This window comes from Roseateles agri, from assembly GCF_034043675.1.
In the GTDB taxonomy this organism is placed as follows: domain Bacteria; phylum Pseudomonadota; class Gammaproteobacteria; order Burkholderiales; family Burkholderiaceae_C; genus KK5.
Window position 1 is genome coordinate 339,665 of sequence record NZ_JAXCLA010000006.1, and the last position, 24,343, is coordinate 364,007.

Below are 24,343 nucleotides of genomic sequence, written 5' to 3' on the forward strand. Positions count from 1 at the left end.
GCTTTCAAATTACTCGGACAGCAGGTCCAGCAGCCCGCTGGCACGCCGTGTGCGCTGCGACAGCGCCTGCGCGAAGCGGCCCGGCGCGCCGCTGGCCAGGGTGAAGGCCAGGCGGGCGCGGGTGATGCCGGTGTAGACCAGCTCGCGGCTCAGCACGCGGCTGCCCTCGGGCGGCAGCACCAGCACCGTGTGTTCGAACTCGGAGCCCTGCGACTTGTGAACCGTCATCGCGAACGCCGTCTCGACCTGAGCGAGCCGGCTGACGCTGACGGAGCGCGGCACAGCGCCGTCGAGAAAGTAGGCGCGCAAGGGCCCGTCCGCACGCAACGGGCGCAGCACGATACCGATGTCGCCGTTGAACACGCCGACGCCGGCGTCGTTGCGCGTCACCATCACCGGCCGGCCTTCGTACCAGGCCGCATGGCCGGGGCGTTCCAGCAGGCCGGCCGCCGTCAGCGCGCGCTCGACGGCGGTGTTCAGGCCCTCGGTGCCCCACTCGCCCTCGCGCACCGCGCAGAGCAGGCGGAAGCGCTCGAAAGCCAGCAGCACGCGCACGACCCAGGCGTCGAAGGCCTCGCGGTCGGCCGTTTCGTCGCCATGGAAGGCCGGCCGTGCGGCGATCTCGCGCAGGTATGTCGCATAGCCGCCCGGCGCGCCTTCGCGGCCTTCCAGCGCCAGGCGCACGACGCGCGCCGGCGTAGCCGGCTGGGCGACGTGCAGCTCCGGCCCGTCTCCGCTGCGCAGCAGGGCGGCGGCGGGCTGGAGCCGCCCAGCATTGACGGCGAGCGCCAGTTGGCCGATCGGCCCCTTGAAGCGACGGCTCTCGCGCAGCATCACCGTCTGCTGGGCCAGGCCCGGAGCACCGCCGATGAAGTCCGCGGGGATCGCCTGGCCGGTGGCGGCCAGCGCGTAGTCGGCGGTGCGATCGTCATAACGCCCCGCCTCGGCGTCACGGCACAGGTCGCCCAGCACGGCGCCGGCCTCGACCGATGCGAGCTGGTCCTTGTCGCCCAGCAGGATCAGCCGCGCGTGGCGGGGCAGCGCCTGCAGCAGCGCGGCCATCATCTCCAGGTGCACCATCGAAGCCTCGTCGACGATCAGCACGTCGACTTCGAGCGGGTTGGCGGCATCGGCGCGGAAGGTGCGCGTATCGGGCCGCGCGCCCAGCAGCGAGTGCAAGGTCTTGGCACCGTGGATATGCGAGACCAGTTCGGCGAGGTCCAGCCGGTCGCCGATCGAGGCCTGCAACGGCAGCAGCGCGCTTTCGATCGACTGCTTCAGCCGCGCGGCGGCCTTGCCGGTCGGCGCAGCCAGCGCGACGCGCAGCTTGTCGGGCCGGCGGTCCATCGCGAACAGCAGCGCCAGCAGGCGAGCAGCCGTGTAGGTCTTGCCGGTGCCGGGGCCGCCGGTGATGATCGAGAACGAGGCGCGCAGCGCGACGGCGCAGGCGAACTTCTGCCAATCGAAATCGTCTTCACGGTCGGGCTGAGGCGGGAATAGCAGGTCCAGCCACTGGCGAGCGCGCGGTACGTCGACCGCCGTCGCGCCGCCTTCCACACGCGCCAGCACCTGGGCCGCCACCTGCTGCTCGAAGCGCCAGTAGCGGCGCAGATAGAGGCGGGTGCCGCTCAGCACCAGCGGGCTCGAATCGTCGCTGCCATCGCCCACCAGGGGGCTGACGCGCAGCGCGGCAAGCAACTCGTCCACTTCCGCGGCCACGGACAAGACCTGGCCCCGCAGTGCCTCGGCCGCGTCCGGCGCCCAACTGGTCGCGCCGGCCGGGTCGGCCACGAACTCGTCCACCAGCAGGCAGGCATGGCCCTGGCTCTCCACATGGGCCAGCATCGCGGCGGCAAGCAGCACGGCCGGCCTTGCCTCAGGGTCAAGATCGTGCAAGAAGGCCGCGAAGGCCGCGTCGAGACGGCGCAGCCAGCCGCGGTGAGCCCAGTCGGCCAGCGTGTCGAGCATCGGGGTCGTCGTCATGCCGCGGCCTCCTCGTCGACGATCATTGCGTCGAGCCGCGCCAGCAAGGCCAGCGGCGCCTCGATCGCGTAGCAGCCGCCGCTGGGGCCGGCGATGCCGCGAATGAAGAAGTACAGCGCGCCGCCGAGGTGTTCTTCCGGCATATAGCGTTCACCCAGCCGCAGGCGCAGCAGGCGGTGCAGCGCCAGCAGATAGATGGCGGCCTGCACGTCGTAGCGGTGCTCGGCCATCGCGGCTTCCAGCGCCTCGGTGTCGTAGGCGGCATCGTCGTCGCCCAGCGCGTTGGACTTGTAGTCGAGCACGTAGTAGCGGCCCTCGTGTTCGAAGACGAGGTCGGCGAAGCCCATCAGCATGCCGCGCAGTTCGCGCTCGGGCAGCTCGCGGCGCGGCCGGCCGCTGAGCAGGTGATGGCGGCACAGCGCGTCGATCGCCTCGGCCTGCAGGCCGGTGGCGGGCAGCCAGAACTCCATCTCGGCCAGCGGTGTGCCCGCCGTGTCGAGCGTGACACTCAGCGGCTGCAGCGGCGCCTGCGTGGCGGCGACGAGCCAGTCCACCACATCTTGTGCACGCTCGGCCTGGCCCTGGCGCTCGCAGCGGGCCAGCAACTGTTCCTGCAGCGCGGGCGAGCCAGCGAGGCCGAAGCCCTCGCCGGCCAGCCATTCGAACTGGTCGTGCAGGAAGTTGCCCGGCCCGGCGCCGCGCGGAAAGCGGTGCCAGGCCTGATCGGCCGGCTCGGCGGGCCGGGCCGGGCGGCGCAAGGCCGGGGCCACGGGCGCGAGCAGATCCTCGTCGTCACGCGCGGCAGCGGCGCTAACGGGGCCGTCCAGCTCGCGCACCAGCGCCGAGAAACTGTGCACCGACCAGCGCCGCTCGAACTGGCCGCGATAGGCCTGCGGCTCGCGCAGCGGCTGGGTCTCGTCCTGCGGGCGCAGTGGGGTCAGCGCCGCGCGCAGCGGCAGCAGCTCGGTGCGCATCGTCGCTGCGTTCGCGCCGACCAGGTCATGGGCATCGGCCATCAGCTGTTCGGCGCTCGTCTTCTCGGGGCCGCCCAGCACATAGCCGAGCGCGCTGCGCCAGGCGCTGCAATCCTGGCTGTCGGCGCGGGGCTTCTGCGCGGCCAGGCCGATCCAGACGGCATGGCGCGCGCGGGTCAGCGCGACGTAGAGCAGGCGCAGGTCTTCGCGCTGGCGCTCCTTGTCGGCGGCGGCGATCAGCTCTTCATTGAGCGTCAGGTGCAGGGTGCGATGGCCTGCGGCGTCGGCCGTGCTCACCAGGGTCGTGCGCGGTCCCTTGTCGATGCCGCGGAAGCTGGTGGCGAAGGGCAGGAACACCAGTGGGTATTCGAGGCCCTTGGACTTGTGGACGGTGATGACCTTGACGAGGTCCGCGTCGCTCTCCAGCCGCACGATCTGCTCGTCGCCGCCGGCGCCGGGCTGCTCGCGCTGCGTCGTCATCCAGCGGATCAGCGCCTGCTCGCCGTCCAGCCGCGTGCTGGCGTCCTGCAGCAGCTCGGCCAGGTGCAGCACGTTGGTGAGGCGCCGCTCGCCATCACCAGCCTGCGCGCTGCCCAGCCAGCGCTCGGGCAGGTCCAGCAGGTGCAGCGCGCGCCGCAGCATGCTCAGCACGCCCTGCGTCTGCCAGATCGCATGCAGGACCTTGAACTGCTCGCTGCGGCGGTCGAAGGCCTCGTCGTCCACCGCGAGCTGCTGCAGCTCGTCCAGCCGCAGCCCCAGCGTGGCGGTGGCGAGCGCGGCGCGGGCCAGGCGCACGTCCAGCGGCGAAGCGGCGGCACGAAGCAGCAGCAGCAGGTCGCGCGCCTCGGCGCTGGCGAAGACGGAGTCCTTGTCGGACAGGTAGACCGAGGTCACGCCGCGCCGGCGCAGCTCGCGGCGCACCGCGGCGGCCTCGCGGCCGGTGCGCACGAGGATCGCGATGTCGGCGGGCCGAAGCCGCTTGAATATGCCGTTAGCGTCCTTGACGAAGCCGGCGCGCTCGTCGTTCAGCAAGGTCACGATGCGCTCGGCGCTGGTCTCGGCCAGGCGGCGCAGGCTCGTGCGCGTGTCCTGCAGTTCCGGCGCCAGCGCCCACTGCAGGGCGGCCTGCGGGCCGGCCGCGGTGACCCACTGCTCGCCGCGCCCCTGCGCGGCGACCGGCTCGAAGGGCAGCGGGTTCAACTCCGCGTCGCGGAACATGAAGGCGCCCTCGCCCGCGCGCTGCTCCGGGCGGCAGAACACGGCGTTGACGGCCTCGACCAGCGCCCGCGTCGAGCGGTAGTTGGTGCCCAGCTGGTAGTGCCGGCCCTCGGTGGCCAGCCGCACCTGCAGGTAGGCATGGATGTCCGCGCCGCGGAAACCATAGATCGATTGCTTCGGGTCGCCGATCAGCAGCAGCGTGCGCTCGCGGGCGCTGCTGCTCGTGTGATCGGCAATGCGGTAGAGCCGGTCGAAGATGCGCGTCTGCAGCGGCGAGGTGTCCTGGAACTCGTCGATCAGCGCGACGGGGTACTGCGCCAGCATGCGCTCGCGCAGGCGTGCGGCTTTGTCGCCGGAACGCTCGGGATCGAGTGCGCGCTCCAGGCGTTCGAGCATGTCGGCGAAGCCGAAGGCGCCGCTCTGCGACTTGAGCAGGGACAGCCGCTCGGCGATCGCGTGGGCGGCGTGCAGGCGCAGCGGCTCGGCCAACGGAGGCAGCGCGTCGAGCCCCTCGCACAGATTGGCGAAGGCCTCGAAGTGATCGGGCAAGGAAACGTCGAAGCCGTCCTTGATGATCTCGGCCATGCCCGGGGGCAGCAGGCGCTTGCAGGCCGAGTCGCTCAGGTCCGGCCGCTCCAGCAGCGGATCGGCGGCCCAGGCGCCGAGCTTGGCCAGCCAGCCGCTGAAGTGGTTGGACTTCAGCTTGACCTTGTTGATCGGATTGGCCTTGGCGGGCAGCGCGTACAGCGGATCGAACCACTCGGCCAGTGCGCGCACGCGTGCGGTCCAGCCCTCCTTCAGCGCGGCCAGCGCGCGCTGGCGCTCGCCGCCGACACGCTCGACCAGCGCGGCGAGCGGCTCGTCATGCGGCGCATGGGTCGACAGGTGCGGCAGCAGCGCGCGCGCGTCCTGGCCGAGCTTGCCGACGTTGGCCCACACCGACAGCACGGCATCCAGCGTCGCGCCGGCCAGCGGATAGACCTGCTGGCGCCAGTAGTCGCGCGTGGCCTCGTCGAGCATGGCCTGCTCGTTGCCGATCAGCTCCTCGTCGAACAGCGAGCCGCTGTCGAACGCGTGCTCACGCAGCATGCGCTGGCACCAGGCGTCGATCGTGAACACGGCGGCATCGTCCATGCTCTCGGCCGCCATAGCCAAACGCCACGCGGCGGCGCTGCGCGCGGGGCCGGCGGCGAAACCATCGAGCAGGCCGCGCAGCAGCGCGTCATGTGGCGCCGGTTCGGCATCGCCGCGGAACACCTGCGCGGCCTCCAGCAGCCGGGCGCGGATGCGGTCCGAGAGCTCGCGCGTGGCCGCGCGGGTGAAGGTCATCACCAGGATCTCAGATGGCGCCAGCGGCCGGGTGAATCCCGCCGCCTCGCCACCGTGGCCCAGCACCAGGCGCAGGTAGAGCGCGGCGATGGTCCAGGTCTTGCCGGTGCCGGCGCTGGCCTCGATCAGCCGGCTGCCCCACAGCGGGAAGCTCAGTGCATCGAGAGATTCAGTCGTCACCAGTGGCCTCCTCGGATGCGAAGGCATGGGCAAGGACCTCGACACCGCCCTGCCCGATCCAGTCCAGTAGCGGGCCGTAGACGCGCGGCGCCAGGGTCTCGAAGCGACCATCGGCCAGCAGCGATTCGTAGTCGGGGAAACTGCGCGCCAGACAGGGCTCCTCGTTTTCGCCGCGCAGCATGCCGCCCTCGTAGGCGTCCTGCGCCTTCTTCGGATCCTGCAAATAGGCGAAGGCGGTGCGCGGGGCCAGCGGCAGCGGCGCGTCCATGCCCTCGCGCCAGCATTCGATCAGCGTGGCGAGCAACGCCTCGGCCGCGTCCTGCGGCAGCGGCTGCAGGGTCAGCATCGCGTCGCGGCCGACCAGCACGCCCTGCACCTCGATGCCACAGGCGCTGGCGGCCAGCATGCGGACCCAGCCGTCGATCAGCTTGTCGGGCCGCGGCGCGGGCTTGCGCTGCTCGCCGCAGAGCTTGCTGGCCGTAAGCTCGAACCAGGCGTGGCGGCCCATGTCGCCGGGCGCGGCGCGCACGCCGTCGAGCCAGTCGTCGAGCTGCAGGCCGGCGGCTTCGAAGCGCAGCGGCGCGCTCGGCGCCTCGTCCAGATACATGCGCTGCAGCTCGGCCCAGCGCAGCAGCATCGGGCCGGCCTCGTCCACCAGCAACTCGGCCGTGCGGCGGCCGAACTCGGCCATCGGCAACTGGCCGGTACGCCGGATGCCGGCGACCAGCGCGGGCAGGTCCGGCACGGCCTCGGTTTCCTGCAGCGCGGCGTCCAGCACCGCGCCGAGCAGGCCGTAGTGGCCCAGGCCATCGAGGCCGAAGGATTCGTCGTTGTCGTCCGGCGCCTCGCCCTCGCGGAACACCACGTCCAGGCGCTGGCGGAAGAAGGCCTTGACGGGGTTCTTCAGGAAGGCGGCCAGCACGTCGAGCTTCAGCGGCTGATCCGGGTCGGGCTCGTAGGGGCGCGGTGCGACGTCCACACGTTCGAGCGGGCTCGCGTGGGCGGCGCGCCATTCGCCGGCGTAGGTGAACAAGGCCGCTTCGCCCGCCTCGAAATAGCGGCGGCTGAAGGGCTGCAACGGATGCTCCTGCGTGCGGCGCACCACCGTCTCGGCGCCCCAGCCGGCGGCCAGGTAGTCGCGCAGCTGTGAGACCAGCACCGAGGGCGGCTGCTCCGCGTTGTCGCGCGGGCTGCGGCCGGCCCAGCTGACGTAGAGCATGCGGCGCGCGGACAGCAGCGCCTCCAGCATCAGCTGGCGGTCGTCATCGCGGCGCGAGCGGTCGCCGGGGCGGGCCACGCCGGGCAAGGTCATCAGGTCGAAATCGCTGCGCACGCCGCGGCGCGGGTAGTCGCCATCGTTCATGCCCAGCAGGCACACCAGCTCGAAGGGCACCGAGCGCATCGGCATCAGGGTGCAGAAGGTGACGCCGCCGGCGCGGAAGCGTTTGGTGAGCGCCGGCTCGTCCACATTGCCGAGCCAGGCCTCGCGGGCGACGGCCAGGTCCACCGGCTGCGCGAAGCCGGCCGTGGCGCAGGCCTGCAGCCAGGCGTTCAGGCCCGCCTCCAGCGCGGCGAGGGTCAGGCGATCACGCTCGTCGGCCAGCTCGAAGAAGTCCTGCAGCAGCGCGCGCAGCCGCTCGGCCCACTGCACCGGCGTGGCCGCCTCGGCCAGTGCCAGGCGCCAGGCCGACAGCCGCTCCAGCAGCTCCGCCAGGCTGCCGGCCAGGCCCGCGTCCAGACCGCCAACCTCGCCATAGGGCTCGATGCCCTGCAGCGCCGCGCCGCCGCCGTTGGCGTATCCCAGCAGCATCCGGCGCAGGCCCCACAGCCAGGTGTTCTGCTCGCCGCAGGCCTCCAGGCCCAGGCTCTCGCGGTGCGCGGGATCGAGCCCCCAGCGGATGCCAGCGCCGGCGATCCAGCGGCCCAGCAGCGGCAGCTCGTCCGGCGCGAGGCCGAAGCGCTGCGCCAGCGCGGGCACGTCCAGCAGGTCGCGCAGTTCACCGAAGGTGCAGCGGCGCAGCGGCAACTGCAGCAGCCACTCGACGGCGACCAACAGCGGGTTGTTGCCACGCTCGGTGCGGTCCGCGATGTCGAAGGGGATGTGGCGCGGATCGCCGCGCCCGTACTGACCGAACACGGCGGCGATGGCCGGGGCGAAGACATCGACGTCGGGCACCATCACGACGATGTCGCGCGGGTGCAGCGGCGCCTTGCCCGGTGGCGGCGGCTCGGCCAGCAGGCGCAGCAACTGGTCGTGCAGGATCTCCAGCTCGCGCTGCGGGCTGTGGCCGATGTGGAAGACGATCGAGCGGTCCTCGTCGGGCGGCGGCGTGCCCTCGTGCTCGCGCAACGGAACCAGGTCGCGGATGCGCGCCTGCACCTGCTGCAGCAAGGTCTCGCCCGGGCCGTCGTCGAACAGGTCGACCTTGTTCAGCGCGAAGTGCTGCTGCGCCTGCAGCGCATCGTCGAAGGCGTCGAGCTGGCGCACGAAGTCGCGGCCCTGGCGACCCCAGGCAGCCAGCAGCGGATGCGCGTGGGCATGCATCGCGTCCAGGCCCAGCGCGGCCAGGTCAACGCCCTGACGCAGCGGATGGCGGCGGCGCGCCAGGCGCAGCAGCTCGCGGCCATCGATGATGTCGGCCCAGTGGTAGCGGCAGGGATTCGGCACGGCGAGCAAGACCTGGCACCGCGTCGACAGGGCCGCCAGCGCCTCCAAGGTCTGCAGCGGCACGTGGGTCATGCCGAACAGCACGACGCGGCGGGCCAGCGGCGCCTTCGGCCGCTCGCCGCCGGCCAGCGCGGCGAGGAAGCGGCGGTGCAGTTCGGGGCGGGTCGGGCCGTCCTGACGGCTCAGCAGTTCACGCCACAGGGCGGACTGCCAGCGCTGGTCCGATGGCAGCTCGGTGGTCGCCGACAGATCGTCATGCCCCTCCGCCCAGCGCTGCAGCCAGTCGCCGCGATAGACCTGGTACTGGTCGTACAGGTCGGCCAGGCGTTCGGCCAGTTGCAGCCGGCGCGAAAGGTCCTCGCCGCCGTCGGCCCTCAGGAAGCCGGCCAGCGGCGCGAACACCGGCCGATCCAGCAGCTCGGGCAGCAACTGCATCAGCCGCCAGGTCAGCGGCAGCTTGTCGAAGCCGGAAGTGGCCGGCACCGCGTCGCGCCCCAGCACCTGACGATAGGCCCGCCACAGGAAGCGCGCCGGCAGCTCCACCTTGGTCGCCGCACAGACCCCGCGCCGCGCGGCGATGCTCATCTTCAGCCACTCGGCCACGCCGTTGCTCTGGACGAGGAAGACCTCCTCCTCCAGCGGCGCCAGCGGATGACTGGCCAGCCATTCGATCAGGGCCTCGCCCAGCAGTTCTGCGCGGTTGCCGTGCAGAACCAGGAGGCCGGGCGTGATCTCGTTTTTCATGAGGGCGGAAGGATAGCCTGCGCCGGACGCGATCCAGCGCGGGCCAGGCCCTCTGGCGAACGTCGATTACGGCTAGAAGCTGGTCCAGTCGCCGTCGTCGGCGGGTTTCGCCATCGCCGGCGCGGCGGCGGGTGCAGGCCGAGGCGCCTGGGGCTTGGCGCCCGAGCGGATCACCGGCTTGGCGGGGGCCTTGGCAGGTGCGCTCCGCAGGGCCGGTTTCGCCGGTGCCGGTGCGGGCCGCTTCAGCGGCGCGCTGGGCGCCGTCGGCAAGGGCCGTGTCGGGCTGCTCGCATCCAGCTTGAACCCTGCCACCGTCGTCGCGAGTTGCTGCGCCTGGTGCTTCAGGCTCTCCGCGGCCGCGGCGCTCTCCTCGACCAGCGCGGCGTTCTGCTGGGTGACCTGGTCGAGCTGGGTGACGGCGTCGCCGATCTGCGAGATGCCGCGGCTCTGCTCTTCGCTTGATGCGCTGATCTCGCCGATCAGGTCGCTGACGCGCTTCACCTGCGACACGATCTCGCCCATCGTCGTGCCGGCCTGGTCGACCAGCGAGGAGCCGGCCTCGACCTTCTCGACGCTGGCGGAAATCAGCGCCTTGATCTCCTTGGCGGCCTGCGCGCTGCGCTGCGCCAGGGCGCGCACCTCGCCGGCGACGACGGCGAAACCGCGGCCCTGCTCGCCCGCACGGGCCGCCTCGACGGCTGCGTTCAGCGCGAGGATATTGGTCTGGAAGGCGATGCCGTCGATCGTGCCGATGATGTCGGCGATCTTGCGGGAGCTGTCGTTGATCTCGCCCATCGTCGCGACCACGCGGTCCATCACCTCGCCGCCCTCGCCGGCCGCCGTGGCGGCGCCGCCGACGAGCTGCGTCGCCTGGCGTGCCGTGTCGGCGTTCTGCTTCACGGTGGCGGTGAGCTGCTCCATCGACGCCGCGGTCTGCTGCAGGTTGCTGGCCTGCTCCTCGGTGCGCTGGCTCAAGTCGGCATTGCCGGTGGCGATCTGCGTCGAGCCGGTGGCGATCGAGTCGGAGCTGTTGCGCACCTGGCTGACGATGCCGACCAGCGACTCATTCATCCTGCGCAGTGCTGCCAGCAATTGCCCGGCCTCATCGGTGGTGGTGACGACCACCACGGAGCTGAGGTCACCGGCCGCGACCGTCTCGGCCACTTCGACGGCGCGGCGGATCGGCCGCACGATGGAATTGGTCAGCACCCAGGCGAAGGCCACGGTGATCAAGACGGCCAGCACGACCAGGCCGATCACCAGGGTCAGCGTCCGGCCGTAGGTGTCCTGCGACAGCTGGTAGGCGGCGTCGGCGCCCTTGGTCTGGAAGGCCACATCGGCATCCACCGCGGCGATGGTCGCGTCGAAGGTGGTGCGGGTCTCGGCGCGGTAGATCTCCTCGGTCTTCGCGCGGTCACCCGAACGTGCGGTGGCGAGGTTCTTGTCCAGCGCCGTGTAGTAGGCGGCCTGGGCATCCTGGATGGCCTGCGCCAGCCGCTGCTCGTCGCCCGCGGTGATCGTGCCGGCATAGCGCTTCCAGGCGGCGGCCGCCTTGTCCTTGGCTCCGGCGATCCGCTGCATCTGCTGTTCGACGTCCGCCGGCGACTTGGCCATCACGATCAACGCCTCGCCGCGGCGCACGGTGGAGAGGGACGCCTCGTACTCGCCCAGCGCGCGCGTACCGAAGAGCCAGTTCGTCGACAGGTCCGAGGTCGCGGCGTTGACGACGCCGAGCCGGGAGATCGCCGTCCCGCCGACCAGGATCAGCAAGGCGAGCAAGATGAAGAAGCCCAGGGCCAGGCGCCGGCCGATCTTGAGATTGTTGAAGAAAGCCATTCCCACTCCTCTTTGCTGCAGTTGCACCAATACTAGGACGCATCCCGCGCGATCCCGGGCAGGTATCGGCAGCAGGCGCCAACATTGGCACGAACGCAACGAAACTCGCGGGCTACACTGCCGCCCCCCGTTCAGAGGCCTCGCCGCGCGCAGGGCCGGCAGCCTCATGTCCCGACATCCCCACCCTTTCCGTGCCGAATGGGCGCCAAGCATTCCGCGCGAGCTGATGGCCGGCGCGGTCGCCACCTTCGCCCTCATTCCCGAGGTCATCGCGTTCTCGTTCGTCGCGGGTGTCGACCCGGCCGTGGGCCTGTACGCCTCCTTCGCGATCAGCCTCATCATCGCCTTCGCCGGCGGGCGTCCGGCGATGGTCTCCGCGGCGGCGGGGTCGGTAGCGCTGGTGGCCGCGCCGCTGGTGCACCAGCATGGCGTCCAGTACCTGTTCGCGGCGGGCATCCTGGCCGGCGCCGTGCAGATCCTGTTCGGGTGGCTGCGCCTGGGCGTGCTGATGCGCTTCGTGTCCGGCTCGGTGCGCACCGGCTTCGTCAACGCGCTGGCCATCCTGATCTTCTCGGCCCAGATGCCGCACCTCGTCGGCGCGAACGGCGCCACCTGGGCGATGGTCGGCGCCGGCCTGGTCATCATCTACGGGCTGCCCCGGCTGACGACGCTGGTGCCCTCGCCGCTGGTCTGCATCGTGGTGCTGACGCTGGTGGCGCAGGCGCTGCACCTGCCCCTGAAGACCGTGGCGGACCTGGGCCTGCTGCCGGACGGCCTGCCCAGCTTCGGCATGCCGCAGGTGCCCATGGCGTTCGAGACCCTGAAGCTGATCGCCCTGCCGGCCGTGGCGATTGCCATGGTCGGGCTGCTTGAATCGATGATGACCGCGAGCGTCGTGGATGAACTCACCGACACGCCCAGTTCGAAGAACCGCGAGTGCGGCGGCCTGGGCCTCGCCAACATCGTGGCCAGCCTGTTCGGCGGCATCGCCGGCTGCGGCATGATCGGCCAGACGGTCAGCAATGTCCGCTACGGCGGCCGCGGCCGGCTGTCCACGCTATTCGCCGGTGCCTTCCTGCTGGTGCTGATGGTCCTGCTCAAGCCCTGGGTGTCGCAGGTGCCGGTAGCCGCGCTGGTCGCCATCATGGTGATGGTCTCGGCCTCGACCTTCGACTGGGGCTCCGCCCGCGCGCTGTTGAAGCACCCGAAGCTGTCCAGCGTCGTGATGGTGGCGACCGTGGTGGTGACCGTGCTCACCGACAACCTGGCCGCCGGCGTCTCGGCCGGCGTGCTGCTGAGCGGCGTGTTCTTCACCTTCAAGGTCTCGCGCCTCTTCTCCGTCACGAAGTCGGGCGAGGAGCTACTGACTTACCGCGTCTCCGGCCAGATCTTCTTCGCCTCGGCCGACATGCTGGTCGACGCCTTCGATGTGCGGGACATCGAGGCCAAGCCGGTCCTGATCGATCTCAGCGCCGCGCACTTCTGGGACATCACGGCCGTCAACGCGCTGGACAAGGTCTGCCAGCGGCTGCGCAAGCACGGCAGCACCGTGGACCTGGTCGGCATGAACGAGCACAGCCGCGCGCAGCTGTCGAAGCTGGACCTGGGCATCGAATAGCTCGGGGAGCGCACAGCAGAAGCGCCCTGGCCAGCGCGCGGTGCCGGATGTCCCGACAATCGCGCATTCCGGCCCCATCCCCTCGCTACTCCTCGCTGCACCACGTGAACGCTTCCGCCGCCCCGCTTCCCACCTCATCCGGCATCAGCGACGCCGCGCGCCGCTGGGTCATGTTCGCGTTGCTCGCCGGCGTGGCCATGGCCAGCCTGGACAGCGCCATCGCCAATATCGCGCTGCCGACGATCGCGCGGGAGCTGAACTCGACGGAGTCGGCCACCGTCTGGGTCGTCAACGCGTTCCAGCTCGGCACGGCGCTGTGCCTGCTGCCGGCGGCGGCGCTGGGCGAGATCCGCGGGCTGAAGCTGGTCTACGGTATCGGGCTCGTGGCCTTCGGGCTGACCTCGCTGGGCTGCGCGCTGGCGCCCACGCTGTCGTGGCTGGTGGGTTTCCGGCTGCTGCAGGGCGCGTCCGGCGCGCTGACGGCGGCGCTGGCGCCGGCCATCATCCGCAGCATCCAGCCGCCGGCGAAGATAGCCTCGGGCCTGGCCATGGTGGCGCTCACGGTGGCCTTCTGCGGCGCGGCCGGGCCCTCGGTGGCTGCGGCGATCCTGTCGGTCGCGCAGTGGCCTTGGCTGTTCCTGATCAACGTGCCGATCTGCGCGGTGGCGGCCTTCGTGCTGGTGCGGTATGCGCCGCCGAATCAGCCCCAGCCGCGCCGCTTCGACATCGGCGGCGCGCTGCTCACCGCCCTGGCGCTGGGCCTGCTGGTCGTCGGCGTGGACACGCTGGGCGTCCACGTGCAGACCGCCGTGTTCGAGATCGTCGGCGGGCTGGCGGCGCTGGGGCTGCTGATCGCGCAGCAGTCGCGGCGGACCACGCCGCTGGTGCCGCTGGACCTGATGCGCATCCCGCTGTTCTCGCTGTCGGTACTGACCTCGGTGTGCTCGTACTCGGCCCAGATCCTCGCCTACGTCTCGCTGCCCTTCCTGTTCCAGACGGTGCAGCACCGCTCGCCGGTCGAGACCGGCCTGCTGGTCACCCCGTGGCCGCTGCTCGTCGTGGTGGCCGCGCCGATCGCCGGCAAGCTCGCAGCCAAGCATCCGGCCGCGCTGCTCGGCAGCCTCGGCCTGGCCTGCCTGGCCACCGGACTGGCACTGCTCGCGGTGATGCCGGCCCAGCCCTCGTTCATCGACGTGGCCTGGCGCATGGCGCTGTGCGGCATCGGCTTCGGCTTCTTCCAGACGCCCAACAACACCACCTTGATGACGGCAGGCCCGGCCAACCGCGCCGGCGCCGCGGGCGGCATGCTGGCGCTCGCGCGCATCTCGGGCTGGTGCCTGGGCTCGGCGCTGGTCGCGGTGGTCTTCGCACTGGTGCCCGAGCAGCCGACGATCGCCTGCCTGGAACTCGCCTGCGGCTTCGCGGCATTCGGCGCGATCGTCAGCGTCTCGCGCTTCAAGGCGCGCCGCAGCGGGGCGGCTGCCTGACCGGGCTGACTGGCCTTAGCGGATCAGTTCGTCCACCGCCGCGGCGCCCAGGCCCACGGCCTCGTAGTGCCGCCGGCACATTGCAATCTTGCTGAACACGTCTTCGTAGCCGGTCTGCCGGCCGTCTTCGTCCACGTAGACCATGGCGCCGTGGATGTTGAACAGCGTGATCATTTCCTGCGCGCCGTCGGCCGCCTCGTCGACGACCAGCGTGTGGATCTCGCCGGGTGGCTCGTAGACGAAGGAGCCCTCACGCGCCACCCAGTCGTGCTCCAGGTAGCGCCAGGCGCCGCGGATCACGTAGCCGGTCACCCAGGACGGATGGATGTGCCGCGACAGCACGCCGCTGCGCCGCACGCGCAGCAGGTTGCACCAGCTGCCGGTAACGGTGTTCAGCAGCAGCGGGCGGAACCAGACGTTGGGCGCCTGCGGCACCCAGACGCGCTCGTCGTCGGGGATGGCGGGCATGGCGATCTCGCGCTGGATGCCGGGGAGCTGGACGATCATCGTGGAAACCTCATGCGATCAGGTAGCCGCCGTCCACCGGCAGCACAGCGCCGGTGACGAAGGCGGCGGCCGGGCTGGCCAGGAACAGCACCGGGCCGGCCACATCGGCCGGCGTGCCCCAGCGGCCCATCGGCGTGCGGGCCAGGATGGGGTCCGAGCGGGCGGGGTCGTCCTGCAGCGCCTGCGTCAGCGGCGTGGCGATGTAGCCCGGCGCGATGGCGTTCACGCGGATGCCGTCGGCCGCATAGGCGATCGCCAGGCTCTTGGTGAGCTGCGCGATGCCGCCCTTGCTGGCGCTGTAGCCCGGCACCAGGCCGCCGCCGAAGAAGCTCAGCATCGAGGCGGTGTTGACGATGCAGCCGTGGCGGGCCTTCAGGCCCTCGCGGGCGGCGGCGCAGGTGCGCATGCTGCCGTTGAGGTTGATATCGATGATCTCGGCGAACACGGCGGGGTCGTGCTCGGCCCCGCCGCGCCGGATCGCGCCGGCGCAGTTGACCAGCACGTCCAGCTCGCCGAGCGCGCCGATGCAGGTCTTCACGGCCGCCTCGTCGCGCACGTCCAGGCGCTGGAAGCGGACACCAGCTTCCACGTCGCGTGCAGCATCCACCTCCGCCTCGGTCGCGCCGGTGGCATGCACCTCCGCTCCGTCGGTGGCAAAGGCCTGCGCGATGGCGAGGCCGATGCCGCTGGTGCCGCCGGTGACCAGGACTCTTCGCATCGTCGAAGTCACCATCCGCTTACTTGTCGGTGTAGGGCTTGGCACCGACCTGCACCTTGTAGATGCGGAAGTTGGGCACCGCCGGATGGTCGAAGTCCATGTCGCCGTCCACCCACAGGTGCAGGTGGTTGCTGACGAAGTACAGCGAGCCCTTCGGGCCCCAGGCCAGGGTGTCGGGCCAGGAGATGTCGTCGTGGGTGACGAAGGGCTTGATCTCGCCGGTCTTCGCGTCGCGCCGGGTGATGCCATTCAAGGTCAGCGCGCTCATGTAGAGGTTGCCCTGGCGGTCGCCGGTGATGCCGTCGGTGTTGGACGGCAGGGTGGCCACCACCTGCACCGCCTTCTTGATCTCGTCCTCGCTCTTGCCGAAGTCGCGGATCAGCGCGGTGGGCAGCGACAGCAGGCGGTTGCCAGTGAGGTTGGTCCAGTACAGCGTCTTCTTGTCGCCGGACAGCGCGATGCCGTCGGCGCCGGTCTTCATCGGGTTGGGCTTGCCGTCCTTGTGCTTCAGCACGTCGCGGCCGTGGATCTGGAAGGTGTAGTTCTCGTCGTTGACCCATTCCGGCGCCGACAGCACGCGCTTGGCCTTGTTGGACTTGATGTCGTAGACGATCAGGCCGCCCTTCAGCGGGCTGCAGAAGATGCCCGAGTCGCTGATGTAGGCCACCTGTGCGTCGTTGTCGATCGTCACATCGTTCAGGAAGGAACACTTCTTGTCGGAGTCGGCGTCGCTGAACTCGTAGCGCGCCACTTCCTTGCCGGCCTTCAGGTCCCAGCCGATCAGCTTCTCGTCACCGGGGGCCGAGGGCGCGCCGGCCACGTGGCCCTGGTCGAGGATCCACATCACGTCGTTGCGGTCGATCTCGAAGCCCAGCACCGCCTTCAGGCCCTTGGGGTTCTTGACGTCGTTCAGCTCGTTGCTCGGGAAGGGCTGCAGCTTCCATTCCTTGCCCTTGCGGACCAGCTTGCTCAGCGTGGCCGGCACCTCCGGCCCGCCCCAGCGCGCGGTGGAGACGTAGATGTTGCCCTTGGAGTCGACCTTGGTGCCCTGCATCAGCACCTTCTTGTAGATCTGCTGTTCGTCGTAGGCCTTCTCGGCGGCCGGGTCGCCGAGGTCGTAGGAAATGCGGTTCCATTCGGCCACGACTTCCAGCTTGGGCGCGGCCATCGCGCTGCCGGTGGCCAGGGCCGCGGTAAGTGCCGCAGTCAGGGCCAGGGTCAGGTGTTGCTTGCTCGTCTTCTTCATCGCGTTGTCTCCTCGTTGGGGTCCTATTGAAGTAGGGCGGCGCTGACCCGCGCCGCAGTGGGAATCGGTTCGACCGCGCCGTAGCCCTCGGTCGACAGGGCCGCCGCCGCCGCGGCGTAGCGGCCGGCGGCTTCCAGCGTGTCGCCGGCCACGAGCCGCGCGACGAAGGCGCCGCCGAAGGTGTCGCCGGCGCCGGTGGCGTCGACCGGCCGGCACGGGAAGGCGGGAATGCGGTGGCGCTGCGTGGCATCGGCCACCAGCGCGCCCTGCTCGCCCAACTTCAGCGCGATGGTCTTGGCGCCCAGCGCCAGGCAGCGGTCGACCAGCGCATCGGGATCGGTGAGGCCGGTGATCGCGACGATGTCGTCGAAGCTCGGCAGGCAGATGTCGCAGCGGCGGATCACGTCGGTCATCACCGCACGGGCGCGCTCGACCGGCCAGAGCTTCAGCCGCAGATTGGTGTCGAACGAGACCTGCACGCCGGCGGCGCGGGCGATGTCGATGGCCGCATAGGCCGTGTCGCAGGCCGAGGCCGAGATCGCCAGCGTGATGCCGGACAGGTGCAGCACCTTGGCCGCCTCGATCCGCTCGCGCGGCAACAGGGCCGGCGTCATCCGGCTCGCGGCGCTGCCGCTGCGGAAGAAGCTGAACTGGTGGCCGCGCTCGTCGTGAGTGACGAAGTAGATCGCGGTGAAGGCCTGCGGGTCGCTCGCCACGCTGGCGTGGTCCACGCCCTCTCGGTCCCACAGCGCGCGCAGCATCGCGCCGTAGGGGTCGGCGCCGAGCGCGCTGACGTAGGCGACGCGCGCGCCCTGCCGGGCCGCGGCGACGGCGAAGTTGGAGGTGTCGCCGCCGAAGCCCTGCAGGTACAGGCGCCCCTGGTCGGCGCCGGTCTGGTTGAACTCCACCATCGGCTCGCCCAGCGAGACGATGTCGAAGCCTCCCGCTGCCGCCGCTTCCTCAGATGCGGCCATATTTCGCCAGGCCCTTGCGCAGCGACTTCTCGGCAATGATCAGCTTGGCCTGCTCCAGCTCGCGCTGGTCGATCTCCTGCGACATCGCGAGGATCTCGGCCGCCTTGGCGATCGGCACGACGACGACACCGTCCACGTCGCCGACGACGAGGTCGCCCGGATGCACGACCACGCCGCCCACCCGCACCGGCACCTGCGAGGCCACTGTCTTGTAGCGGCCCAGGGTCGTGCCAGGGCTGACCTCGCGGGCATAGACCGGGAAGCCGTAGTCGCGGCGGATCTCGGCCAGGTCGCGCACGCCACCGTCGAGCACCGCGCCGGCATGGCCGTTGGCCACGGCGCCGGCCGTCATCAGCCCGCCCCAGACGGCCACTTCCGACTGACCGCCCTCGATCGAGATCACGATCACGCTGCCGGCCGGAGCCTCGTCGATCAGGTCCAGCGCGTGCTGTGGCGGCAAGAACTCGTCGGTGGCGCTTTCCAACACGGTGGCGGCCGGGCCGCAGATGCGCTTGTCGTTGATGCGCGGCTTGATCGAGGAGTGCATGTAGCCCTGCTTGCCGGTCAGCTTGTCGACGGCATCGGCGATCGAGGCGATGGCCACGGCCGAGAAGCCGGCCACCAGTTGTTCAAGTTCTTCTTTCATCTTCGGTTTCCTCAGGCGTTCAGCCAGTGCTTGGGTGTTTCTCCGGCGAGCATGCGCACGACCTCCTCGGCCGCCTTGCGCTGCAGCTCGCGCATCGCCTCCTCGCTGTACCAGCCGATGTGGTCGGAGACGACCACGTTGGGCAGCGCGAAGACCGGATGCGTGTGCGCCGGCGGTTCGGGCTCGAACACGTCCAGGCCCGCGCCCAGAAGACGCTTGGCAACGAGCGCCTCGTGCAGCGCGTCCAGGTCGACGAGGCCGCCGCGGGCGGTGTTGACGAGGATGGCCGTGGGCCGCACCAGCGCCAGGCGCGGCGCGTCGATCAGGTGGCGGGTCTGCGCGGTCAACGGCGCGTGCAGCGAGATCGCGTCGCTCTGCGCGCAGATCTCCTCGACGCTGGCCGCGGTGACATCGGCCGGCAGCACGGCAAACGGGTCGTGCACCAGCACCCGCTCGAAGCCGAAGCCGGCCAGCTTCTCCTGCACCTGGCGCGCGATGCGGCCATAGCCGATCAGGCCCAGCGTGCGGCCGCGCAGCCGGTACATCGGCTGCTCGCGCGGTGCGTTCCACTGGCCGGCGCGCACATGCTGGTCGCGCTGGCGCACCTGGCGGGCCACCGCCAGCAGCAGCGCCACGGCGTGGGTGCTGACCTCCTCGATGCCGTAGTCCGGCACGTTGGCGACGCGGATCTGGCGCTCGCGGGCGGCCTGCAGATCGATGTTGTCCACGCCGATGCCGTAGCGCACGACGCCCTTGCAGCGGTCCATCGCATCGATCACCGCGCGCGAGACGGGCGATTCGCGCACCATCACGATGTCGGCGCCGCGCACCGCCTCCAGTGCCGCGGCCTCGCTGCCGGCGCAGGGCCGCAGCTCGAAGCGGGCGTGGGCAGCGCCGAACAGCGCCTCCTCCTGGTCGTAGGAGGCATAGCCGCCGTCGAGGGCGACGACCAGTCTTGCGGGAGCGTTCATCACTTGTTGACGAAGGCCGGCACGCCCTGGCTCAGGTCCACGCCGATGTCCTTGGCGAACTTGGCCGCCACCGGCTTCACGGCGGCACGGATGCGCTCGATCTCGACCGGCGCGATGTCGTTGATCTGCAGGCCCTTGGCCTTCAGGCCGGCCACCAGCTGCTTGGCCTGCTCGCGGGCCAGGCCGCGCTGGTAGCTGCAGGACTCGACACCCGCCTGCTTCACGGCCACTTGGTCGGCCGGCGCGAGCTTGTCGAACCACTTCTTGCTGCCGATCACGATGAAGGGCGAGTACACGTGGCCGGTCATCGACAGGTACTTCTGCACCTCGTAGAACTTGGAGGCGTCGATCAGGCCCAGCGGATTCTCCTGCGCGTCCACCGCGCGGGACTCCAGCGCGCCGTACAGCTCGGTGAAGGGCATCGGCAGCGGGTTCGCGCCCAGCGCCTTGAAGGTCTCGATGAACACCGGGTTCTGGATCACGCGCACCTTCAGGCCGTTCAGGTCCTCCAGCTTCGTGATCGGGTGCTTGGAGTTGGTCATGTTGCGGAAGCCGTTCTCGCAGTAGCCCAGGCCCACGAGGCCCACCGTCTCCAGCTTGGCGAACAGCGCCTGGCCCACCGGGCCGTCCAGCAGCGCATCGGCCGCCTTGTAGTCGGGCACGACATAGGGCAGGTCGAACAGCGCGAATTCCTTGATCAGGCCGACGAGGTTGGAGGTCGGGCCGGTCATGATTTCCAGCGTGCCGCCCTGCACCTGCGACTGCAGCGCCGGGTCCGAGCCCAGCTTGCCGCTGCCGAAGGTGTTGACGGTGATGCGGCCGTTGGTCTTGGCCTTCACCAGCTCGGCGAACTTCTTGGCGCCCAGGCCTTGCGGGTGGTCCTCGGCGGCGCCGTAGCCGAACTTGGCCACGCTCTGCGCGCCGGCCAGGGTGGTGAGCAACGCAACGCCCAGTGCCACGGTCAGTTTCATGAATCGCATGTCTTGTCTCCGTTCGGTTACTTGTTGTCTTAGTGAATCCAGCGCAGCGGCGCCAGCATCAGCTGCGGGAACACGCTCATCAGCAGCAGCACCACCACCTCGGCGTACAGGAAAGGCATCACGCCCTTGATGACGTCGTCCATAGGCACCTTGCCGACCGAGCAGACGACGTTCAGCACATTGCCCACCGGCGGCGTCAGCAGGCCGATCGCGTTGTTCATCACGAACAGCACGCCGAAGTACACCGGGTCGATGTGCGCCTCCTTGACCAGCGGCATCAGCACCGGGGTGAGGATCAGGATGGTCGGCGTGAAGTCCAGCGCGGTGCCGACGATCAGCACGATCAGCTGCATCAGCACCATCAGCAGCACCGGCCGGTCGATGAAGGGCTGCAGCAGCGCGATCAGCTGGTCCGGGATGTTCGCCACCGTGATCAGCCAGGCCGAGATCAGCGCGGCGGCGACGAGGAACATCACAACCGCCGAGGTCTTGGCCGCGGCCAGCATGCAGTCGTAGAGCTTCTTCGCCGTCAGCTCGCCGTAGGCAAAGCGACCGATCACCGCGGCGGCGACCACCGCCACCACGCCGGCCTCGGTCGGCGTGAACACGCCGAACTTGACGCCCACGATGATGATCAGCGGCAGCACCAGCGCCCAGCCGGCCTGGCGCAGGGCGGCCAGCGCCTCGCGCGGCGACTTGCGCGCCAGCACCGGCGGCGCGTCGCTGCGGCACAGCCACCACCAGGTGAAGATCAGCGAGGCGGCCATCGCCAGGCCCGGGATGATGCCGGCGATGAACAGCTTGCTCACCGACACGCCCGCCACCGCGCCGAACAGCACCAGGCCGATCGACGGCGGGATCACCGGCGCGATGATGCCGCCGGCCGCCAGCAGTCCGGCCGAGCGCGGCACGTTGTAGCCCGCGTTGCGCATCATCGGGATCAGCAGCGCGGCCAGCGCCGCGGTGTCGGCGATGGCGGAGCCGGACAGGCTCGCCAGCACCAGCGCCGCGATCACCGCCACGTAGCCGAGGCCGCCGCGCACATGGCCCACCACGGCCAGCAGCGCGTCGACGATGCGGCGCGACAGGCCGCCGCCGTTCATCAGCTCGCCCGCCAGCAGGAAGAAGGGCACGGCCAGCAGCGGGTAGCTGTCGGCGCCGTCCACCAGGTTCTGCGCCAGCACCTGCGCGTCGAAGATGTTGACCTGCCACATCAGCGCGACGCCGCAGACCATCAGCGCGAAGGCGATCGGCATGCCCAGCGACATGGCGCCGAGCAGGGAGAAGATGAAGACAAAGACGGTCATCGCTGCGCCCTCATTCCGTTGCCGAGCGCTGCTCGAAGGCTTCCAGCGAGGCACCGCGCAGCAGCCGCCACAGGTCGCGCAGGATCAGGAGGCCCAGGCAGATGCCGGCCACCACCGCGGCCGCGTAGATCGCGCCGCGCGGAATGCCGGAGACCGGCGCGTAGTTGTTCATGTTGATGACGGCCTGGCTCCAGCCGCCCATCACCATCAGCGCGCAGCACAGCAGCATCAGCAGCGCGGACACGATGGCCACGAGCCGCTTCACGGGCTTGGGCAGGCGGCCGGTCACCGTCTCCATCGCGATGTGCGCGCGCTGGGCGAAGGCCAGGATCGCGCCGAGGAAGGTGATCCAGACGAAGAGGAAGCGCGACACCTCTTCCGAGAAGGTGATGCCGGACGAGAAGCCGTAACGCAGGACCACGTTCCCGAACACCATCAACACCATCGCACCCAGGCCGAGCACCAGGAAGTGCTCGCTCAACCGCTGCAGAAGCCTCATGGGAAATCTGTCTCCGTTATCGTTGTGTGGCGGCATAGTATCTGAGATATCAGATACGAAACTTCGGGATATCCCGGTACACTCGCGCCGTGACCACGACCACCCCTCCCCGCTCGCTGACGCTTCAGCGCCCCCAGTTGCTGACCGACCTGGCCATCGAGCAGATCCGCTCGGCCATCATTGACGGCGAGCTGGAACTCGGCTCGCAGGTCTCGGAAGCGCAGCTCGCGCAGCAGCTCGGCGTCAGCAAGACGCCGGTGCGCGAGGCGCTGCTGCGGCTCAAAAGCGAGGGCCTGGTGGAGATCAGCCCGCAGCGCGGCACCTTCGTGTTCGAGCTGCAGCCCGAGCAGGTGTCACAGCTGTGCCGCTACCGCTCGATGATCGAGATCGCCGCGCTGCGCGAGGCCGCGACCGCCGATCCCAAGGGCCTGCTCAAGGAGATGGTGCGCTGCGTGACCGAGATGAAGGCCGCCGAGAAGGTGCGTGACCTGAAAGGCCTGGCCCGCATCGACATGGATTTCCACAGCCAGTTCCTGTCCTTCTGCCCGAACGAGTACCTGAAGGCCGGCTACGCGGTGCTGCGCTCGCAGCTGCGCGCGCTGCGCAACCGCTCGCCGATCGACAACGCGGTGAAGAGCCACCAGGTGCTGGTGGACGCCCTGGCCGGCAAGGACATCGAGGCGGCCTGCGCGCTGCTGGCCGAACACGTGGCCGACAACGAGCCGCGCTACCGCGCGGCTTGCAACGTGCACCTGCAAGCCGGCTGACCGGGCGGTCTGGGCCGGCATGCTCATGCGACGCATGAGCATCCTCGAAATCGTTCGTTGGCGGTCGGCGCGGGCCGGCGGAAGCTGCAGGGCCACGCCCATCCCAGCTTCTTCATGCCGATCCTGCAACTCACTCCCTCCGCCGCGCTGACGGAAGCGCCCGACCACGCCGACCTGCCGCTCGAACGAGTCGTCGCCGAACTGCGCGAAGCGCGCCAGTCCTGGCGCGAGCGCCACCGCCCGCACGAGGCTCGCGGCCGCGAGCTGCCCTCGGCGGACCTGCTGCGCGACGTGATCGACGGCCTGCGCGGCGCGCTGTTCCCGCTGCGCCTGGGCCCGCCCGACCTGCGGCCCGGCGCCGAGGACTATTACGTCGGCTACACGCTGGACACGGCTCTGCAGTGCCTGCAGGGCCAGGTGCTGCTGGAGCTGCGCCTGGCCGCGCGCGAGGCCGGCGCGGCGCGCGACGAGGTGCTGCTGGCGACGCGCACCAACGCCGTCATCCGCGAGTTCTCCCGCGCGCTGCCGCAGGTGCGCCGCCTGCTGGACGAAGACGTGCTCGCCGCCTACGAGGGCGACCCCGCCGCGCGCAGCGTGGACGAGGTGCTGCTGTGCTACCCCGGCATCGAGGCCATGATCCACCACCGCCTGGCCCATGCGCTGCACGGCCTGGGCGTGCCGCTGCTGGCGCGGATCATCGCGGAGCAGGCCCACGCGCGCACCGGCATCGACATCCACCCCGGCGCCCGCATCGGGCCGGGCCTGTTCATCGACCACGGCACCGGCGTCGTCATCGGCGAGACCGCCGTGATCGGCCGCCGCGTGCGCATCTACCAGGCCGTCACCCTGGGCGCACGCAGCTTCCCCACCGACGAGGCGGGGCAGTTGCGCAAGGGCCAGCCGCGGCACCCGATCGTCGAGGACGAGGTCGTCATCTACGCCGGCGCCACCATCCTCGGCCGCATCACCTTGGGCCGCGGCGCAACGATCGGCGGCAACGTCTGGGTCACCCAGGACGTGCCGCCGGGCGGCCAGGTGACCCAGGCCAGCATCCGCACCGCCAACCACTCAGGGAACCCGCAATGACCACGAGCACCGCACGTGCCACCGAGCACGACATCCACCCGCAATTCCCGGCCCGCTGGAGCCGCCGCGCCTTCACCGGCGAGACGATCGACGAGGCCACGCTGCTGAGCTTCATCGAGGCGGCGCGCTGGGCGCCCTCCTCGTTCAATGCCCAGCCCTGGCGCTTCGTCTACGGCCTGCCGGGCACGCGCGGCTACGAGCTGATCTTCAATGCGCTCAACGAGTTCAACCGCGGCTGGGCACACCGCGCCTCGGCGCTGATCGCCGTGCTGTCGGCCACGCGCTGGCAGCCGCCGGGCAGCGATGCCCTGGCCGACATTCCCACGCACAGCCTGGACACCGGTGCCGCCTTGGGGGTACCTGGCATTGCAAGCGCAGGCCGCGGGCTGGAACGCGCACGGCATCGGCGGCTTCGACCGGCTCGCCTTGCGCCAGGCGCTGGACATCCCGACAGACGTTCACGTGGAGGCCGTCATCGCGATCGGCCGCCCCGGCGACGCGGCCGGGCTGCCGCCCGCGCTGCAGGCCCGCGAGCAGCCCAGCACCCGCCGCCCGCTGGCCGAGATCGCCGCGGCCGGCCGCTACGCCTTCGAACGTGCCTGATG

Annotated in this window: 18 protein-coding genes and 1 pseudogene; 6 read left to right on the forward strand and 13 right to left on the reverse strand. The window is 70.5% G+C overall.

Features of this window, described 5'->3' with window-relative positions; all coding sequences use genetic code 11:
• Positions 1-9: 9 nt before the first annotated feature.
• The 4 genes from recD to SNE35_RS19490 form a co-directional block, all read right to left on the reverse strand.
• A complete protein-coding gene (gene recD, locus SNE35_RS19475; protein ID WP_320424650.1) occupies positions 10-1,983 on the reverse strand; it encodes an exodeoxyribonuclease V subunit alpha in 1,974 nt (657 codons plus the stop codon).
• Positions 1,980-5,684: an exodeoxyribonuclease V subunit beta gene (gene recB / locus SNE35_RS19480; RefSeq protein WP_320424651.1), complete on the reverse strand. Its 3,705-nt coding sequence runs from the start codon at positions 5,682-5,684 to the stop codon at positions 1,980-1,982. Before recB ends, recD begins: the two co-directional genes overlap by 4 nt.
• Positions 5,674-9,096 (reverse strand): exodeoxyribonuclease V subunit gamma, encoded by a 3,423-nt coding sequence (gene recC / locus SNE35_RS19485; RefSeq protein WP_320424652.1) that lies wholly within the window; start codon positions 9,094-9,096, stop codon positions 5,674-5,676. Before recC ends, recB begins: the two co-directional genes overlap by 11 nt.
• A 72-nt stretch (positions 9,097-9,168) precedes the next feature.
• Positions 9,169-10,932 (reverse strand): methyl-accepting chemotaxis protein, encoded by a 1,764-nt coding sequence (locus SNE35_RS19490; protein WP_320424653.1) that lies wholly within the window; start codon positions 10,930-10,932, stop codon positions 9,169-9,171.
• A 166-nt stretch (positions 10,933-11,098) separates the two neighbouring features.
• On the opposite strand from SNE35_RS19490, the gene SNE35_RS19495 reads away from it, so the two are divergent.
• Positions 11,099-12,550, forward strand: coding sequence for a SulP family inorganic anion transporter (locus tag SNE35_RS19495; RefSeq protein ID WP_320424654.1), 1,452 nt, complete (start codon positions 11,099-11,101; stop codon positions 12,548-12,550).
• Between the two features lie 104 nt (positions 12,551-12,654).
• Entirely contained in the window at positions 12,655-14,037 is a 1,383-nt protein-coding gene (locus tag SNE35_RS19500) for an MFS transporter (RefSeq protein WP_320424655.1), read from the forward strand.
• Between the two features lie 15 nt (positions 14,038-14,052).
• On the opposite strand, the gene SNE35_RS19505 is transcribed toward SNE35_RS19500, so the two are convergent.
• The 9 genes from SNE35_RS19505 to SNE35_RS19545 are packed head-to-tail and all read right to left on the reverse strand — an operon-like array spanning position 14,053 to position 21,885.
• Positions 14,053-14,544: a 2,4'-dihydroxyacetophenone dioxygenase family protein gene (locus SNE35_RS19505; RefSeq protein ID WP_320424656.1), complete on the reverse strand. Its 492-nt coding sequence runs from the start codon at positions 14,542-14,544 to the stop codon at positions 14,053-14,055.
• A gap of 10 nt (positions 14,545-14,554) precedes the next feature.
• Positions 14,555-15,262 carry an SDR family NAD(P)-dependent oxidoreductase gene (locus SNE35_RS19510; protein ID WP_320424657.1) on the reverse strand — a complete coding sequence of 236 codons (708 nt, stop codon included), beginning with the start codon at positions 15,260-15,262 and terminating at the stop codon, positions 14,555-14,557.
• Between the two features lie 19 nt (positions 15,263-15,281).
• Positions 15,282-16,508 carry an L-dopachrome tautomerase-related protein gene (locus tag SNE35_RS19515; RefSeq protein ID WP_320424658.1) on the reverse strand — a complete coding sequence of 409 codons (1,227 nt, stop codon included), beginning with the start codon at positions 16,506-16,508 and terminating at the stop codon, positions 15,282-15,284.
• A 23-nt stretch (positions 16,509-16,531) separates the two neighbouring features.
• Positions 16,532-17,482, reverse strand: a complete 951-nt coding sequence (locus SNE35_RS19520; protein ID WP_320424659.1) for a sugar kinase — start codon at positions 17,480-17,482, stop codon at positions 16,532-16,534.
• Complete coding sequence (locus SNE35_RS19525; RefSeq protein WP_320424660.1) at positions 17,469-18,128, reverse strand: RraA family protein; 660 nt, start codon at positions 18,126-18,128, stop codon at positions 17,469-17,471. The genes SNE35_RS19520 and SNE35_RS19525 overlap by 14 nt, the downstream gene beginning before the upstream one ends.
• Positions 18,129-18,139: 11 nt before the next feature.
• Positions 18,140-19,099, reverse strand: coding sequence for a C-terminal binding protein (locus tag SNE35_RS19530; protein ID WP_320424661.1), 960 nt, complete (start codon positions 19,097-19,099; stop codon positions 18,140-18,142).
• The gene (locus tag SNE35_RS19535; protein ID WP_320424662.1) at positions 19,099-20,079 is read right to left on the reverse strand and encodes a TRAP transporter substrate-binding protein; all 981 of its coding nucleotides are present in this window, start codon (positions 20,077-20,079) and stop codon (positions 19,099-19,101) included. The genes SNE35_RS19530 and SNE35_RS19535 overlap by 1 nt, the downstream gene beginning before the upstream one ends.
• 29 nt (positions 20,080-20,108) lie before the next feature.
• Entirely contained in the window at positions 20,109-21,386 is a 1,278-nt protein-coding gene (locus SNE35_RS19540; RefSeq protein WP_320424663.1) for a TRAP transporter large permease subunit, read from the reverse strand.
• A 10-nt stretch (positions 21,387-21,396) separates the two neighbouring features.
• Positions 21,397-21,885 (reverse strand): TRAP transporter small permease, encoded by a 489-nt coding sequence (locus SNE35_RS19545; protein WP_320424664.1) that lies wholly within the window; start codon positions 21,883-21,885, stop codon positions 21,397-21,399.
• A gap of 89 nt (positions 21,886-21,974) precedes the next feature.
• Between SNE35_RS19545 and SNE35_RS19550 the strand changes: the two genes are divergently transcribed.
• The 4 genes and pseudogenes from SNE35_RS19550 to SNE35_RS19565 all read left to right on the forward strand — a co-directional run bounded on the left by SNE35_RS19550 (position 21,975) and on the right by SNE35_RS19565 (position 24,341).
• The gene (locus SNE35_RS19550; protein ID WP_320424665.1) at positions 21,975-22,652 is read left to right on the forward strand and encodes a GntR family transcriptional regulator; all 678 of its coding nucleotides are present in this window, start codon (positions 21,975-21,977) and stop codon (positions 22,650-22,652) included.
• 114 nt (positions 22,653-22,766) lie between these two features.
• A complete protein-coding gene (gene epsC, locus SNE35_RS19555; protein WP_320424666.1) occupies positions 22,767-23,738 on the forward strand; it encodes a serine O-acetyltransferase EpsC in 972 nt (323 codons plus the stop codon).
• Positions 23,735-23,851, forward strand: a pseudogene (locus tag SNE35_RS19560) (nitroreductase family protein); the annotation flags it as partial. The gene epsC and the pseudogene SNE35_RS19560, both read left to right, overlap by 4 nt.
• A 229-nt stretch (positions 23,852-24,080) precedes the next feature.
• The gene (locus SNE35_RS19565) at positions 24,081-24,341 is read left to right on the forward strand and encodes a nitroreductase family protein (RefSeq protein WP_320424867.1); all 261 of its coding nucleotides are present in this window, start codon (positions 24,081-24,083) and stop codon (positions 24,339-24,341) included.
• Positions 24,342-24,343 lie beyond the last annotated feature (2 nt).